The 12457-nt window shown below is 66.9% G+C and carries 23 protein-coding genes; all 23 read left to right on the top strand.

Annotated elements, in window-relative coordinates:
* Positions 1 to 67 precede the first annotated feature (67 nt).
* Positions 68 to 844, top strand: a complete 777-nt coding sequence (locus tag KM933_RS17115) for an AAA family ATPase (protein WP_221353036.1) — start codon at positions 68 to 70, stop codon at positions 842 to 844.
* Between the two features lie 114 nt (positions 845 to 958).
* Positions 959 to 1882 carry an SUKH-3 domain-containing protein gene (locus tag KM933_RS17110; protein ID WP_430727329.1) on the top strand — a complete coding sequence of 308 codons (924 nt, stop codon included), beginning with the start codon at positions 959 to 961 and terminating at the stop codon, positions 1880 to 1882.
* A gap of 526 nt (positions 1883 to 2408) precedes the next feature.
* Complete coding sequence (gene rpsJ, locus KM933_RS17105) at positions 2409 to 2717, top strand: 30S ribosomal protein S10 (protein ID WP_003948644.1); 309 nt, start codon at positions 2409 to 2411, stop codon at positions 2715 to 2717.
* 16 nt (positions 2718 to 2733) lie between these two features.
* Entirely contained in the window at positions 2734 to 3378 is a 645-nt protein-coding gene (rplC, locus tag KM933_RS17100; protein WP_149511976.1) for a 50S ribosomal protein L3, read from the top strand.
* Positions 3379 to 3385: 7 nt separating this feature from the next.
* Positions 3386 to 4051, top strand: coding sequence for a 50S ribosomal protein L4 (gene rplD / locus KM933_RS17095; protein ID WP_221353032.1), 666 nt, complete (start codon positions 3386 to 3388; stop codon positions 4049 to 4051).
* Positions 4051 to 4467, top strand: a complete 417-nt coding sequence (gene rplW, locus KM933_RS17090; RefSeq protein WP_221353030.1) for a 50S ribosomal protein L23 — start codon at positions 4051 to 4053, stop codon at positions 4465 to 4467. Before rplD ends, rplW begins: the two co-directional genes overlap by 1 nt.
* A gap of 39 nt (positions 4468 to 4506) precedes the next feature.
* Complete coding sequence (gene rplB, locus KM933_RS17085) at positions 4507 to 5343, top strand: 50S ribosomal protein L2 (RefSeq protein WP_028805741.1); 837 nt, start codon at positions 4507 to 4509, stop codon at positions 5341 to 5343.
* Positions 5344 to 5355: 12 nt separating this feature from the next.
* Positions 5356 to 5637 (top strand): 30S ribosomal protein S19, encoded by a 282-nt coding sequence (rpsS, locus tag KM933_RS17080; protein WP_010986346.1) that lies wholly within the window; start codon positions 5356 to 5358, stop codon positions 5635 to 5637.
* Between the two features lie 41 nt (positions 5638 to 5678).
* A complete protein-coding gene (rplV, locus tag KM933_RS17075) occupies positions 5679 to 6026 on the top strand; it encodes a 50S ribosomal protein L22 (protein ID WP_006604878.1) in 348 nt (115 codons plus the stop codon).
* The gene (gene rpsC, locus KM933_RS17070; RefSeq protein ID WP_055614925.1) at positions 6026 to 6877 is read left to right on the top strand and encodes a 30S ribosomal protein S3; all 852 of its coding nucleotides are present in this window, start codon (positions 6026 to 6028) and stop codon (positions 6875 to 6877) included. The genes rplV and rpsC overlap by 1 nt, the downstream gene beginning before the upstream one ends.
* Before the next feature lie 5 nt (positions 6878 to 6882).
* The gene (gene rplP / locus KM933_RS17065; RefSeq protein WP_004927269.1) at positions 6883 to 7302 is read left to right on the top strand and encodes a 50S ribosomal protein L16; all 420 of its coding nucleotides are present in this window, start codon (positions 6883 to 6885) and stop codon (positions 7300 to 7302) included.
* The gene (gene rpmC, locus KM933_RS17060; protein WP_003998824.1) at positions 7302 to 7526 is read left to right on the top strand and encodes a 50S ribosomal protein L29; all 225 of its coding nucleotides are present in this window, start codon (positions 7302 to 7304) and stop codon (positions 7524 to 7526) included. Before rplP ends, rpmC begins: the two co-directional genes overlap by 1 nt.
* Complete coding sequence (rpsQ, locus tag KM933_RS17055) at positions 7526 to 7813, top strand: 30S ribosomal protein S17 (protein WP_221353028.1); 288 nt, start codon at positions 7526 to 7528, stop codon at positions 7811 to 7813. Before rpmC ends, rpsQ begins: the two co-directional genes overlap by 1 nt.
* Positions 7814 to 7922: 109 nt before the next feature.
* The gene (rplN, locus tag KM933_RS17050; RefSeq protein WP_003992364.1) at positions 7923 to 8291 is read left to right on the top strand and encodes a 50S ribosomal protein L14; all 369 of its coding nucleotides are present in this window, start codon (positions 7923 to 7925) and stop codon (positions 8289 to 8291) included.
* Positions 8292 to 8293: 2 nt separating this feature from the next.
* Positions 8294 to 8617 carry a 50S ribosomal protein L24 gene (rplX, locus tag KM933_RS17045; protein ID WP_221353026.1) on the top strand — a complete coding sequence of 108 codons (324 nt, stop codon included), beginning with the start codon at positions 8294 to 8296 and terminating at the stop codon, positions 8615 to 8617.
* On the top strand, positions 8617 to 9174 hold the full coding sequence (gene rplE / locus KM933_RS17040; RefSeq protein WP_010986351.1) for a 50S ribosomal protein L5: 558 nt from the start codon (positions 8617 to 8619) through the stop codon (positions 9172 to 9174). The genes rplX and rplE overlap by 1 nt, the downstream gene beginning before the upstream one ends.
* A gap of 5 nt (positions 9175 to 9179) precedes the next feature.
* The gene (locus KM933_RS17035; RefSeq protein WP_003948630.1) at positions 9180 to 9365 is read left to right on the top strand and encodes a type Z 30S ribosomal protein S14; all 186 of its coding nucleotides are present in this window, start codon (positions 9180 to 9182) and stop codon (positions 9363 to 9365) included.
* A 211-nt stretch (positions 9366 to 9576) separates the two neighbouring features.
* Positions 9577 to 9975: a 30S ribosomal protein S8 gene (gene rpsH / locus KM933_RS17030; protein WP_006376041.1), complete on the top strand. Its 399-nt coding sequence runs from the start codon at positions 9577 to 9579 to the stop codon at positions 9973 to 9975.
* Between the two features lie 24 nt (positions 9976 to 9999).
* Positions 10000 to 10539, top strand: coding sequence for a 50S ribosomal protein L6 (rplF, locus tag KM933_RS17025; RefSeq protein WP_221353024.1), 540 nt, complete (start codon positions 10000 to 10002; stop codon positions 10537 to 10539).
* Positions 10540 to 10542: 3 nt separating this feature from the next.
* The gene (gene rplR, locus KM933_RS17020) at positions 10543 to 10926 is read left to right on the top strand and encodes a 50S ribosomal protein L18 (protein WP_149511967.1); all 384 of its coding nucleotides are present in this window, start codon (positions 10543 to 10545) and stop codon (positions 10924 to 10926) included.
* Between the two features lie 43 nt (positions 10927 to 10969).
* Positions 10970 to 11572 carry a 30S ribosomal protein S5 gene (rpsE, locus tag KM933_RS17015; RefSeq protein WP_221353022.1) on the top strand — a complete coding sequence of 201 codons (603 nt, stop codon included), beginning with the start codon at positions 10970 to 10972 and terminating at the stop codon, positions 11570 to 11572.
* 2 nt (positions 11573 to 11574) lie between these two features.
* The gene (gene rpmD, locus KM933_RS17010) at positions 11575 to 11757 is read left to right on the top strand and encodes a 50S ribosomal protein L30 (protein ID WP_033319647.1); all 183 of its coding nucleotides are present in this window, start codon (positions 11575 to 11577) and stop codon (positions 11755 to 11757) included.
* Between the two features lie 2 nt (positions 11758 to 11759).
* Positions 11760 to 12215 (top strand): 50S ribosomal protein L15, encoded by a 456-nt coding sequence (gene rplO / locus KM933_RS17005; protein ID WP_221353020.1) that lies wholly within the window; start codon positions 11760 to 11762, stop codon positions 12213 to 12215.
* Positions 12216 to 12457 lie beyond the last annotated feature (242 nt).

The following is a 12457-nucleotide window of genomic DNA, read 5'->3' as shown; positions in this document are numbered from 1 at the left end:
ACTTCCGAAGGGTGCTGCTCAGCTGGTGACGAACGCGCGAGGTCCCAGTGATCGAGAGAGGTGGCCGGTGGAGACTCCCCGTCTGGAGGAGGTACGCCTGACCTCTTTCAAGAGCTTCACCGACCAGCGTCTGCCGCTCCAGGACCTCACCGTGCTGATCGGGCGCAACGGCAGCGGCAAGTCCAACAGCCTGGACGCGTTGATGGTGCTGTCCCGGCTGGCGCTCGGTGAGCCGGTGCGGGATGCGCTGGACGGGCCGCGCAGCGGCGGGGAGGAGCCGATCCGCGGTGGAGCGGAAGGATGTGCTCCCCTCGGAGAGAGCCACTTCGCACTCGGCTGCCGGGTGCGTTCCGGCGGCGCGGTGTTCGACCTCGACGTCGAGATCGCGGTCTCCCCCGAGGTCCGGATCCTGCGGGAGGAGCTGACGGCTGTCGAAGGCGTGCCCTACGGGGGCCCGGCGTACTGGCCCAAGCTGGAGCGCGCCCAGGCGCTGGCCGACGAGGCCCTGGTCAAGGCGGGGAACATGGAATCTGCAGAATTTGTCAGTCTCGTTCGGCGCGTCATGCAGGAGGATGCGCGGCTGCGCGAAAGAGCGGTCGACGAGGTCACCGACTGGACGAGCGCGTACTCGGAGGCGGAGGCTGTGACGCTTGCGACGCTGCTTTCGGCGAGCGCCGCTCTGGAGGCAGATGCCTCCGCGCTTGAGGCACAGCTTCACGCGATCCTGGAGCTCACTTCCACCGGTCATGTCAGGGCGGAACACCTGGGGCATCTGCGCGAGATCGATCGTTCGGCACTGCCCGTCTCGCTCGGGGAATATGTCGCAGATCTGCTTGATGAGTAACTCACTCGGCGCGCGAGCCTCGCTCCCAGCGTCTCCACGGGCCTGGGTGCTCGGACGGTGGTGTGAGTGACGGATGACCGGACACGACGAGACTGGTTCCCGCAGACAGAAGACGTGCTGCGTCGTGCGGGCTGGCGTCCCGGGCGGGCGGTGCCGACGTCGACCTGGGAAGCGGTTCTGAGCGAGCGCGGGGCCTTCGTGGCGCACGACGCCGCGCGCCGGCTCCTCGCCGAGTTCGGCGGTCTGGTGACGTACGGCTGGCCCGCCGATTCGATCAGTACCTCCTCGGCCGTCCGTTTCGACCCCCTCGCGGCCGCGTGGCAGGAGGAGCGGTTCGCGCGAGCGGGCCGGGAGGCGGGGGCGCCTCTCTACCCCGTGGGTACGGCGGACGAGGGAGCGGGCTTGCTGGGCGTCACCGAAGAGGGGGTGTTGCACCTGGTGAGGGACCGGGCGGAACCGCTGGCGACGACCGTCGACCAGGCACTGGACCGCCTGGTGGCGGTGCAGGGGTCCCAGGCGGAACTGTGGAGGCCCGGCGTACCGGCGGCCCTCCCGCCGTTCTGGCAGAGGTTCGACGCGGTGCAGGCCGGCGCGGACGCCGGGGAGCGCTGGTCGGCGGAGACGGATCGGATGCTGCGGGCCGGGGGCTGGTACCCGGGCCGGGCAATCCCTACGCAGACCTGGGAAGACGCTCTCCTCCAGAGTGGCGAGTACGAGATCCACGACGCCGCGCGCCGCTTTCTGGCGGAGTTCGGCGCGGTGGGCGTGCCTCACCGCGATCCTCTGGACGCCACGTCATGGCTGGAATTCCGACTGGACCCGCTGCTGGCGTTCTGGGACGCGGAGATCATCGAGGATCTCGCCGAGCAGGCCGGCGTCGACAGCCTCTACCCCATCGGCATGCGCGACCGCGGGAACCAGTACCTGGCCATGGCGGCGGACGGCGCGGTCTACGCCGGCATGGACAGCGTCTGGCTGCTGGCCCCCACGCCCGACGAGGCGGTGCAGAGGCTCACCCGGCGGCTGGGCGATGGCTGACGGTCCTGGTGATCGGTTGTCGGCGCGCCCCGGCCCGCTCCGGGCGCGGACGGGGTGGGACGAGGTGCCTATTACGTTCCGCTGCCCTCGGGGGTGTGTCGTTCGCCCTCGTGTTTGAGCTACGTCACTCCCGGGGTAAAGTCTCCCCCTCGATTCGCCAGCCCCATGCCCCGTGTGGCAGACTATCGGGGTTGCTCGGTTGAGTGCCGATGCTGCGCGCCTCCCGCCGGGAGGACCGGAAGCGAGTCCCACAGTACTCGTCGCCCGAACTGCCCCAGGGCAGCGCTGGGGCGGACGTACGGGAATCTTCCGGGAAGTGTCAGCGGGGTGCCGGCCAGGCGCCCGGTGGGTGTTCGGCCCCCGGTCCTGCGGTCGTCCTGGGATGGGCCGCGTCCCTGGTGGGGAAATCCGTTGCCGGATATCTCTGCTCCGAGGATGCGACACACCCGACCGCGTGGGTCGGAGGCGGGGACGCGAACCCCCGGGTTGCAGAGCGTTTCACGAGACAAAGGACTACTGAGTAGCCATGGCGGGACAGAAGATCCGCATCCGGCTCAAGGCCTACGACCACGAGGTCATCGATTCGTCGGCGAAGAAGATCGTCGAGACGGTGACGCGCACTGGTGCGTCGGTCGCGGGCCCGGTGCCGCTGCCCACTGAGAAGAACGTGTACTGCGTCATCAAGTCGCCGCACAAGTACAAGGACTCGCGCGAGCACTTCGAGATGCGCACGCACAAGCGCCTGATCGACATCCTCGACCCGACCCCCAAGACCGTTGACTCTCTGATGCGACTCGACCTCCCGGCCGGTGTCGACATCGAGATCAAGCTCTAAGGGATGTGGTCTGAGAATGGCTAAGCAGATCAAGGGCATCCTGGGCGAGAAGCTCGGCATGACGCAGGTGTGGGACGAGAACAACCGTGTTGTTCCGGTCACCGTCGTCAAGGCCGGCCCGAACGTCGTGACCCAGGTCCGTACGAATGACTCCGACGGCTACGAGTCGGTCCAGATCGCCTTCGGCGAGATCGACCCGCGCAAGGTGAACAAGCCCCTCAAGGGCCACTTCGCCAAGGCCGACGTCACCCCCCGCCGCCACCTCGTCGAGATCCGCACCACGGACGCCTCCGAGTACACGCTGGGCCAGGAGATCTCCGCCGAGGTCTTCGAGTCCGGCGTCAAGGTGGACGTGACCGGCAAGAGCAAGGGCAAGGGCTTCGCCGGTGTCATGAAGCGTCACAACTTCAAGGGCCTCGGCGCCGGTCACGGCACCCAGCGCAAGCACCGCTCGCCCGGTTCCATCGGTGGCTGCGCCACCCCGGGTCGTGTGTTCAAGGGCCTCCGCATGGCGGGTCGCATGGGCAACGAGCGGGTCACCACCCAGAACCTGACCGTCCACGCCGTTGACGCGGAGAAGGGTCTGCTGCTCATCAAGGGCGCCGTCCCCGGTCCGAACGGCGGCCTCGTCCTGGTCCGCACCGCGGCCAAGGGGGCCTGAGGTAACGATGAGCACTGTTGACATCATTTCGCCGGCAGGCGACAAGACCGGGACGGTCGAGCTCCCCGCGGAGATCTTCGACGTCGAGAAGATCAGCATCCCGCTGCTCCACCAGGTCGTCGTCGCCCAGCTGGCCGCGGCCCGCCAGGGCACGCACAAGACCAAGACCCGTGGCGAGGTTCGCGGTGGCGGCAAGAAGCCGTACCGCCAGAAGGGCACCGGCCGCGCCCGTCAGGGCTCGACCCGCGCCCCCCAGTTCGCCGGTGGTGGCGTCGTGCACGGTCCCGTGCCGCGTGACTACTCGCAGCGGACCCCGAAGAAGATGAAGGCCGCGGCCCTGCGCCACGCCCTCACCGACCGGGCCCGCAACGCTCGCATCCACGTCGTCTCCGGCGTGATCGAGGGCGACAGCCCCTCCACCAAGGCCGCGAAGAGCCTGCTCGGCAAGATCTCGGAGCGCAAGAACGTGCTCCTGGTCATCGAGCGCTCCGACGAGGCCGCGCTGCTCTCCGCGCGCAACCTGCCCCAGGTGCACATCCTGGAGCCGGGCCAGCTGAACACGTACGACGTTCTCGTCTCGGACGACGTGGTCTTCACCCAGGCCGCTTTCGAGTCCTTCGTGTCCGGCGCGCCGCAGTCGTCGGCTGCTGACACCGAAGGGAGCGAAGCCTGATGGCTACGCGTCACCCGAGCATCGCCCCCAAGGCGGCCAAGGTCGCCAAGGCCAAGCGCGTCGCCAAGGCGAAGCGCCACGAGGCCGAGGGCAAGAACACGGTCGAGACGCCGCTGAGCAAGAGCTTCACGGATCCCCGTGACGTCCTCCTCAAGCCGGTCGTCTCCGAGAAGAGCTACGCGCTCCTCGACGAGGGCAAGTACACCTTCGTCGTCGACCCGCGGGCGAACAAGACCCAGATCAAGCAGGCCGTCCAGGCGGTCTTCTCGGTCAAGGTCACCGGAGTCAACACGATCAACCGCCAGGGCAAGCGCAAGCGCACCCGCACCGGCTTCGGCAAGCGTGCGGACAGCAAGCGGGCGATCGTGACCCTCGCTGAGGGCGACCGTATCGACATCTTCGGCCAGGCCTCCTAACGGAGCGCCCTGGTCCGAATATCGGACGAGGACTGAGAAATGGGAATCCGCAAGTACAAGCCGACTACGCCGGGCCGTCGTGGCTCCAGCGTCGCCGACTTCGTCGAGGTCACGCGGTCCACGCCGGAGAAGTCGCTGGTCCGCCCCCTGCACAGCAAGGGCGGCCGTAACAACGCCGGTCGTGTGACCGTTCGCCACCAGGGTGGCGGACACAAGCGCGCCTACCGCGTGATCGACTTCCGTCGTCACGACAAGGACGGCGTGCCGGCCAAGGTCGCGCACATCGAGTACGACCCCAACCGCACCGCGCGCATCGCGCTGCTGCACTACGCGGACGGCGAGAAGCGCTACATCCTCGCCCCCCGCAACCTGTCGCAGGGCGACCGCGTCGAGAACGGTCCCGGGGCCGACATCAAGCCGGGCAACAACCTGGCCCTCCGCAACATCCCGGTCGGTACCACGATCCACGCGATCGAGCTCCGTCCCGGTGGCGGTGCCAAGTTCGCCCGCTCCGCCGGCGCCTCCGTGCAGCTGCTCGCGAAGGAGGGCCAGATGGCCCACCTGCGCATGCCGTCCGGAGAGATCCGCCTGGTCGACGTGCGCTGCCGCGCCACCGTCGGCGAGGTCGGCAACGCCGAGCAGTCGAACATCAACTGGGGCAAGGCCGGCCGCAAGCGCTGGCTGGGCGTCCGCCCGACCGTCCGCGGTGTGGCGATGAACCCGGTTGACCACCCGCACGGTGGTGGTGAGGGCAAGACCTCCGGTGGTCGCCACCCGGTCTCGCCGTGGGGTCAGAAGGAGGGTCGTACTCGTTCGCCGAAGAAGGCTTCGAACAAGTACATCGTCCGCCGCCGCAAGACGAACAAGAAGCGCTAGGAGCGGGTTTAGATGCCGCGCAGTCTCAAGAAGGGGCCCTTCGTCGACGACCACCTCATCAAGAAGGTGGACGCCCAGAACGAAGCCGGTTCCAAGAACGTCATCAAGACCTGGTCCCGTCGCTCGATGATCATCCCGGCCATGCTCGGCCACACGATCGCGGTGCACAACGGCAAGACCCACATTCCGGTGTTTGTCACCGAGTCGATGGTCGGCCACAAGCTCGGCGAGTTCTCGCCGACGCGCACCTTCCGGGGTCACGTCAAGGACGACCGGAAGTCGAAGCGCCGCTAACGCGGGGTGGAATGACCATGACAGACACTGGAAGGACAACCATGGAAGCCAGGGCCCAGGCGCGGTACATCCGCGTCACGCCCATGAAGGCCCGCCGCGTGGTGGACCTTATCCGTGGCATGGATGCCACGGAGGCTCAGGCGGTCCTGCGTTTCGCCCCGCAGGCCGCGAGCGTGCCCGTCGGCAAGGTGCTGGACAGCGCCATCGCCAACGCCGCACACAACTACGACCACACCGACGCCGGCAGCCTCGTCATCTCCGAGGCGTACGTCGACGAGGGTCCGACCCTGAAGCGGTTCCGTCCGCGCGCCCAGGGCCGCGCCTACCGGATCCGCAAGCGGACCAGCCACATCACCGTGGTCGTCAGCAGCAAGGAAGGAACCCGGTAATGGGCCAGAAGGTTAACCCGCATGGGTTCCGGCTCGGCATCACCACGGACTTCAAGTCCCGGTGGTACGCCGACAAGCTGTACAAGGACTACGTCAAGGAAGACGTCGCCATCCGCCGGATGATGACGTCCGGCATGGAGCGCGCCGGCATCTCGAAGGTGGAGATCGAGCGCACCCGTGACCGTGTGCGGGTGGACATCCACACCGCGCGTCCCGGCATCGTCATCGGCCGCCGCGGCGCCGAGGCCGACCGCATCCGCGGCGACCTCGAGAAGCTCACGGGCAAGCAGGTCCAGCTCAACATCCTTGAGGTGAAGAGCCCGGAGACCGACGCCCAGCTGGTGGCCCAGGCCGTCGCCGAGCAGCTGTCCTCCCGCGTCTCCTTCCGCCGTGCCATGCGCAAGAGCATGCAGGGCACGATGAAGGCCGGCGCCAAGGGCATCAAGATCCAGTGCGGTGGCCGTCTCGGCGGCGCCGAGATGTCCCGCTCGGAGTTCTACCGCGAGGGCCGTGTGCCCCTGCACACGCTCCGTGCGAACGTCGACTACGGCTTCTTCGAGGCCAAGACGACCTTCGGCCGCATCGGTGTGAAGGTCTGGATCTACAAGGGCGACGTCAAGAACATCGCCGAGGTCCGCGCCGAGAACGCCGCCGCCCGTGCGGGCAACCGCCCGGCCCGCGGTGGCGGCCCCGGCGGCGACCGCCCGGCCCGCGGTGGCGGTCGTGGTGGCGAGCGTGGCGGCCGCGGCCGCAAGCCGCAGCAGCAGTCCGCGCCGGCAGCCGAGGCCCCCAAGGCCGACGCTCCCGCCGCCGCTGCCGCTCCGGCCGAGAGCACCGGAACGGAGGCCTGACCGACATGCTGATCCCTCGTAGGGTCAAGCACCGCAAGCAGCACCACCCCAAGCGCCGTGGTCAGGCCAAGGGTGGTACGACGGTCGCGTTCGGCGAGTACGGCATTCAGGCCCTCACGCCGGCGTACGTCACGAACCGCCAGATCGAGGCGGCTCGTATCGCGATGACCCGCCACATCAAGCGTGGCGGCAAGGTCTGGATCAACATCTACCCGGACCGCCCGCTGACCAAGAAGCCCGCCGAGACCCGCATGGGTTCCGGTAAGGGATCCCCCGAGTGGTGGATCGCGAACGTGCACCCGGGTCGGGTCATGTTCGAGCTGTCCTACCCCAACGAGAAGATCGCCCGTGAGGCCCTCACTCGCGCAGCCCACAAGCTGCCGATGAAGTGCCGGATCGTCAAGCGCGAGGCAGGTGAAGCGTGATGTCGGCCGGTACCAAGGCGTCCGAGCTGCGCGAACTGGGTGACGAGGAGCTTCTCGCGAAGCTCCGCGAAGCCAAGGAAGAGCTGTTCAACCTCCGCTTCCAGGCGGCGACCGGTCAGCTCGAGAACCACGGTCGGCTCAAGGCCGTCCGTAAGGACATCGCGCGGATCTACACCCTGATGCGTGAGCGCGAGCTGGGCATCGAGACGGTGGAGAGCGCCTGATGAGCGAGAGCAACGTGACTGAAGAGACCAAGAGCAGCCGCGGTTTCCGCAAGACCCGCGAGGGTCTGGTCGTCAGCGACAAGATGGACAAGACCGTCGTCGTCGCCGTCGAGGACCGCGTCAAGCACGCGCTGTACGGCAAGGTCATCCGCCGTACGAACAAGCTCAAGGCCCACGACGAGCAGAACGCTGCCGGCGTCGGCGACCGTGTCGTCATCATGGAGACCCGGCCGCTGTCCGCGACGAAGCGCTGGCGCATCGTCGAGATCCTCGAGAAGGCCAAGTAATCCCTCCTAGGGGGGCACCCTAGGAACAGTTCCGCCAGGCTCGGGACGGGCCGCCGCCGCATCACCAGGCGGCCCGCCCCGGGAACCGGCAGACAATCAGGAGATAGACGTGATCCAGCAGGAGTCGCGACTGCGTGTCGCCGACAACACTGGTGCGAAGGAGATCCTTTGCATCCGTGTGCTCGGTGGCTCCGGTCGCCGCTACGCGGGCATCGGTGACGTCATCGTCGCCACCGTCAAGGACGCGATCCCCGGCGGCAACGTGAAGAAGGGTGACGTCATCAAGGCGGTCATCGTTCGCACCGTCAAGGAGCGCCGCCGTCCGGACGGCTCGTACATCCGCTTCGACGAGAACGCCGCCGTCATTCTGAAGAACGACGGCGACCCTCGCGGCACCCGTATCTTCGGCCCCGTCGGCCGTGAGCTGCGCGAGAAGAAGTTCATGAAGATCATCTCGCTCGCGCCGGAGGTGCTGTAAGCATGAAGATCAAGAAGGGCGACCTGGTCCAGGTCATCACCGGTAAGGACAAGGGCAAGCAGGGCAAGGTCATTGCCGCTTACCCGCGCGACGAGCGCGTCCTGGTCGAGGGTGTCAACCGGGTCAAGAAGCACACGAAGGCCGGTCCCACCGCTCGCGGCTCGCAGGCCGGTGGCATCGTCACGACCGAGGCGCCCGTCCACGTCTCCAACGTCCAGCTGGTCGTGGAGAAGGACGGCGACAAGGTCGTCACGCGCGTCGGTTACCGCTTCGACGACGAGGGCAACAAGATCCGCGTTGCCAAGCGGACGGGTGAGGACATCTGATGGCTACCACCACCACTCCGCGTCTCAAGACGAAGTACCGCGAGGAGATCGCGGGCAAGCTGCAGGAAGAGTTCTCGTACGAGAACGTCATGCAGACCCCGGGCCTCGTCAAGATCGTGGTCAACATGGGTGTGGGCGACGCCGCCCGCGACTCCAAGCTGATCGACGGCGCCATCCGCGACCTCACCACGATCACCGGTCAGAAGCCGGCCGTCACCAAGGCCCGCAAGTCCATCGCGCAGTTCAAGCTGCGTGAGGGCCAGCCGATCGGTGCCCACGTCACGCTCCGTGGCGACCGCATGTGGGAGTTCCTGGACCGCACCCTGTCGCTCGCGCTGCCGCGCATCCGCGACTTCCGCGGCCTGTCTCCCAAGCAGTTCGACGGCCGTGGCAACTACACCTTCGGTCTCACCGAGCAGGTCATGTTCCACGAGATCGACCAGGACAAGATCGACCGCGTCCGGGGTATGGACATCACCGTGGTCACCACGGCGACCAACGACGCCGAAGGCCGTGCCCTTCTCCGTCACCTCGGCTTCCCCTTCAAGGAGGCGTAAGCGAGATGGCGAAGAAGGCTCTGATTGCCAAGGCTGCTCGTAAGCCCAAGTTCGGTGTGCGTGGCTACACCCGCTGCCAGCGCTGCGGCCGCCCGCACTCCGTGTACCGCAAGTTCGGCCTGTGCCGCGTGTGCCTCCGTGAGATGGCTCACCGTGGCGAGCTGCCGGGCGTGACCAAGAGCTCCTGGTAGTCCAGTACTTCTGGACACCCAGGGCTCTCGGTAAGCAGAGGGTCCGGTCAGGTGCCCGTCTCTCCATGGCTTAGGCTGGGAGGGTTGGGCGTCTGACCGCCCGTACGACTTACTACGCCGTAGGTCCCCGCACCGCACCCGTCCCGCCACTGAGTGGGGAGAGGGATGGCGCATACAGGAAACCCCGGCGAGAGAGGCCGAAGGCCAATTCATGACCATGACTGATCCCATCGCAGACATGCTTACCCGTCTGCGTAACGCGAACTCGGCGTACCACGACGATGTCGCGATGCCGCACAGCAAGATCAAGTCGCACATCGCGGAGATCCTCCAGCAGGAGGGCTTCATCACCGGCTGGAAGGTCGAGGACGCCGAGGTCGGCAAGAAGCTCGTCCTCGAGCTGAAGTTCGGCCCGAACCGTGAGCGCTCCATCGCGGGCATCAAGCGGATCTCGAAGCCGGGTCTGCGTGTGTACGCGAAGTCCACCAACCTGCCGAAGGTGCTCGGCGGCCTGGGCGTGGCGATCATCTCCACGTCGCACGGTCTCCTCACCGACAAGCAGGCCGGCAAGAAGGGCGTAGGCGGAGAAGTCCTCGCCTACGTCTGGTAGCGGAAGGGAACGGAGGAAACAGCTATGTCGCGTATTGGCAAGCTCCCCATCACGGTTCCCGCCGGCGTGGACGTCACCATCGACGGCCGTACGGTCCAGGTGAAGGGCCCCAAGGGCACCCTCACCCACACCGTCGCGGCGCCGATCGAGGTCGCCAAGGGTGAGGACGGCATTCTCAATGTCACCCGCCCGAACGACGAGCGTCAGAACAAGGCCCTGCACGGCCTGTCCCGCACGCTGGTGGCGAACATGATCACCGGCGTGACCACGGGTTACGTGAAGAAGCTCGAAATCAGCGGTGTCGGTTACCGAGTCCTGGCGAAGGGCTCCAACCTGGAGTTCTCGCTCGGCTACAGCCACTCCATCACTGTCGAGGCCCCCGAAGGCATCACCTTCAAGGTCGAGAACCCGACGCGGTTCTCGGTCGAGGGCATCGACAAGCAGAAGGTCGGAGAGGTTGCGGCCAACATCCGCAAGCTGCGCAAGCCCGACCCGTACAAGGCCAAGGGCGTCAAGTACGAAGGCGAAGTCATCCGCCGCAAGGTCGGAAAGGCGGGTAAGTAAGCCATGGCATACGGTGTCAAGATTGCTAAGGGCGACGCTTACAAGCGTGCTGCCATCAAGCGTCGCCACATCCGGATCCGGAAGCACATCTCCGGTACGGCTGAGCGTCCGCGCCTGGTCGTGACGCGCTCGAACCGCCACATCGTGGCCCAGGTGATCGACGACGTGAAGGGTCACACCCTCGCGTCCGCGTCCACCCTGGACACGTCGATCCGCGGCGGCGAGTCCGACAAGTCGGCTCAGGCCAAGTCGGTCGGCGCCCTGGTCGCCGAGCGCGCCAAGGCCGCCGGTGTCGAGGCTGTCGTATTCGACCGTGGTGGAAACCAGTACGCCGGGCGCATTGCCGCTCTGGCGGACGCCGCCCGCGAAGCCGGACTCAAGTTCTGAGTCCTGGTTCCGTAGCTAGCGGAAACAGAGAGAGGTAATTCCAATGGCTGGACCCCAGCGCCGCGGGAGCGGTGCCGGTGGCGGCGAGCGGCGGGACCGGAAGGGCCGTGACGGCGGCGCTGCTGCCGAGAAGACCGCGTACGTAGAGCGTGTCGTCGCGATCAACCGTGTCGCCAAGGTTGTGAAGGGTGGTCGTCGCTTCAGCTTCACCGCGCTGGTCGTGGTGGGTGACGGTGACGGCACCGTGGGTGTCGGTTACGGCAAGGCCAAGGAGGTGCCGGCCGCCATCGCCAAGGGTGTCGAGGAGGCCAAGAAGCACTTCTTCAAGGTCCCCCGCATCCAGGGCACCATCCCGCACCCGATCACGGGCGAGAAGGCCGCGGGCGTCGTCCTGCTCAAGCCTGCCTCCCCCGGTACCGGCGTCATCGCCGGTGGCCCGGTGCGTGCCGTGCTCGAGTGCGCCGGCGTCCACGACATCCTGTCGAAGTCGCTCGGCTCGTCCAACGCGATCAACATCGTGCACGCGACCGTGGAGGCCCTCAAGGGCCTGCAGCGTCCCGAGGAGATCGCGGCCCGCCGTGGTCTGCCCCTCGAGGACGTCGCCCCCGCGGCTCTCCTGCGTGCGCGTGCGGGAGCGGGTGCGTAATCATGGCTCAGCTCAAGATCACGCAGACGAAGTCGTACATCGGCAGCAAGCAGAACCACCGCGACACCCTTCGTTCGCTTGGCCTCAAGCGGATCAACGATGTGGTCGTCAAGGAGGACCGCCCCGAGTTCCGCGGAATGGTGCACACCGTCCGCCACCTCGTGACGGTTGAGGAGGTCGACTGATCATGGCGGAGAACAACCCGCTCAAGATCCACAACCTCCGTCCCGCCCCGGGCGCCAAGACCGCGAAGACCCGTGTCGGTCGTGGTGAGGCGTCGAAGGGTAAGACGGCCGGTCGTGGTACCAAGGGCACGAAGGCCCGTTACCAGGTTCCGGAGCGCTTCGAGGGTGGCCAGATGCCCCTCCACATGCGTCTCCCGAAGCTCAAGGGCTTCCGGAACCCGTTCAAGACCGAGTACCAGGTCGTGAACCTCGACAAGCTGGCGTCGCTGTACCCGGAGGGTGGCGAGGTCACCGTCGAGGGGCTCGTCACCAAGGGTGCCGTTCGCAAGAACAGCCTCGTCAAGGTCCTCGGCCAGGGCGAGATCTCCGTGGCGCTGCAGGTGACGGTCGACGCCGTCTCCGGTTCCGCCAAGGAGAAGATCACCGCCGCCGGCGGTACCGTCACCGAGCTCGTCTGAACACTCCAGGCGAACCGATGACCTGAGCGATCCCGACCGGGGGTGCCCCACAAAAGGGGCATCCCCGGTTGGTCATTCCTAGGGAAGCCGTGTCGCCGGTATGGTGGCCTGCGCTGCTAATTTTCGCCCGCTGCGCCGCCAGGGAACTTCAGGTGGCTCCTGACTGTTAGTTAGCTGTCCGTCACTTATTCGTCGAACCTCAAGACCGTCACCTCTGACGCACTTGCGCGGGGGTCGCAGGA

This window comes from Streptomyces beigongshangae, from assembly GCF_019710745.1.
GTDB lineage: Bacteria > Actinomycetota > Actinomycetes > Streptomycetales > Streptomycetaceae > Streptomyces > Streptomyces beigongshangae.
This window is presented reverse-complemented; position numbering and strand designations above follow the sequence as displayed.

Excerpts from the sequence above, each read along its gene's own strand:
- rplP (WP_004927269.1), top strand. The coding sequence starts at position 6,883 with ATGCTGATCCCTCGTAGGGTCAAGCACCGCAAGCAGCACCACCCCAAG.
- rpmD (WP_033319647.1), top strand. The coding sequence starts at position 11,575 with ATGGCTCAGCTCAAGATCACGCAGACGAAGTCGTACATCGGCAGCAAG.
- rpsC (WP_055614925.1), top strand. The coding sequence starts at position 6,026 with ATGGGCCAGAAGGTTAACCCGCATGGGTTCCGGCTCGGCATCACCACG.
- rpmC (WP_003998824.1), top strand. The coding sequence starts at position 7,302 with ATGTCGGCCGGTACCAAGGCGTCCGAGCTGCGCGAACTGGGTGACGAG.
- rpsE (WP_221353022.1), top strand. The coding sequence starts at position 10,970 with ATGGCTGGACCCCAGCGCCGCGGGAGCGGTGCCGGTGGCGGCGAGCGG.
- rplE (WP_010986351.1), top strand. The coding sequence starts at position 8,617 with ATGGCTACCACCACCACTCCGCGTCTCAAGACGAAGTACCGCGAGGAG.
- rpsH (WP_006376041.1), top strand. The coding sequence starts at position 9,577 with ATGACCATGACTGATCCCATCGCAGACATGCTTACCCGTCTGCGTAAC.
- rplB (WP_028805741.1), top strand. The coding sequence starts at position 4,507 with ATGGGAATCCGCAAGTACAAGCCGACTACGCCGGGCCGTCGTGGCTCC.
- KM933_RS17035 (WP_003948630.1), top strand. The coding sequence starts at position 9,180 with ATGGCGAAGAAGGCTCTGATTGCCAAGGCTGCTCGTAAGCCCAAGTTC.
- rplR (WP_149511967.1), top strand. The coding sequence starts at position 10,543 with ATGGCATACGGTGTCAAGATTGCTAAGGGCGACGCTTACAAGCGTGCT.
- rplV (WP_006604878.1), top strand. The coding sequence starts at position 5,679 with ATGGAAGCCAGGGCCCAGGCGCGGTACATCCGCGTCACGCCCATGAAG.
- rplD (WP_221353032.1), top strand. The coding sequence starts at position 3,386 with ATGAGCACTGTTGACATCATTTCGCCGGCAGGCGACAAGACCGGGACG.
- rpsS (WP_010986346.1), top strand. The coding sequence starts at position 5,356 with ATGCCGCGCAGTCTCAAGAAGGGGCCCTTCGTCGACGACCACCTCATC.
- rplO (WP_221353020.1), top strand. The coding sequence starts at position 11,760 with ATGGCGGAGAACAACCCGCTCAAGATCCACAACCTCCGTCCCGCCCCG.
- rpsQ (WP_221353028.1), top strand. The coding sequence starts at position 7,526 with ATGAGCGAGAGCAACGTGACTGAAGAGACCAAGAGCAGCCGCGGTTTC.
- rplF (WP_221353024.1), top strand. The coding sequence starts at position 10,000 with ATGTCGCGTATTGGCAAGCTCCCCATCACGGTTCCCGCCGGCGTGGAC.
- rplW (WP_221353030.1), top strand. The coding sequence starts at position 4,051 with ATGGCTACGCGTCACCCGAGCATCGCCCCCAAGGCGGCCAAGGTCGCC.
- rpsJ (WP_003948644.1), top strand. The coding sequence starts at position 2,409 with ATGGCGGGACAGAAGATCCGCATCCGGCTCAAGGCCTACGACCACGAG.
- rplC (WP_149511976.1), top strand. The coding sequence starts at position 2,734 with ATGGCTAAGCAGATCAAGGGCATCCTGGGCGAGAAGCTCGGCATGACG.
- rplX (WP_221353026.1), top strand. The coding sequence starts at position 8,294 with ATGAAGATCAAGAAGGGCGACCTGGTCCAGGTCATCACCGGTAAGGAC.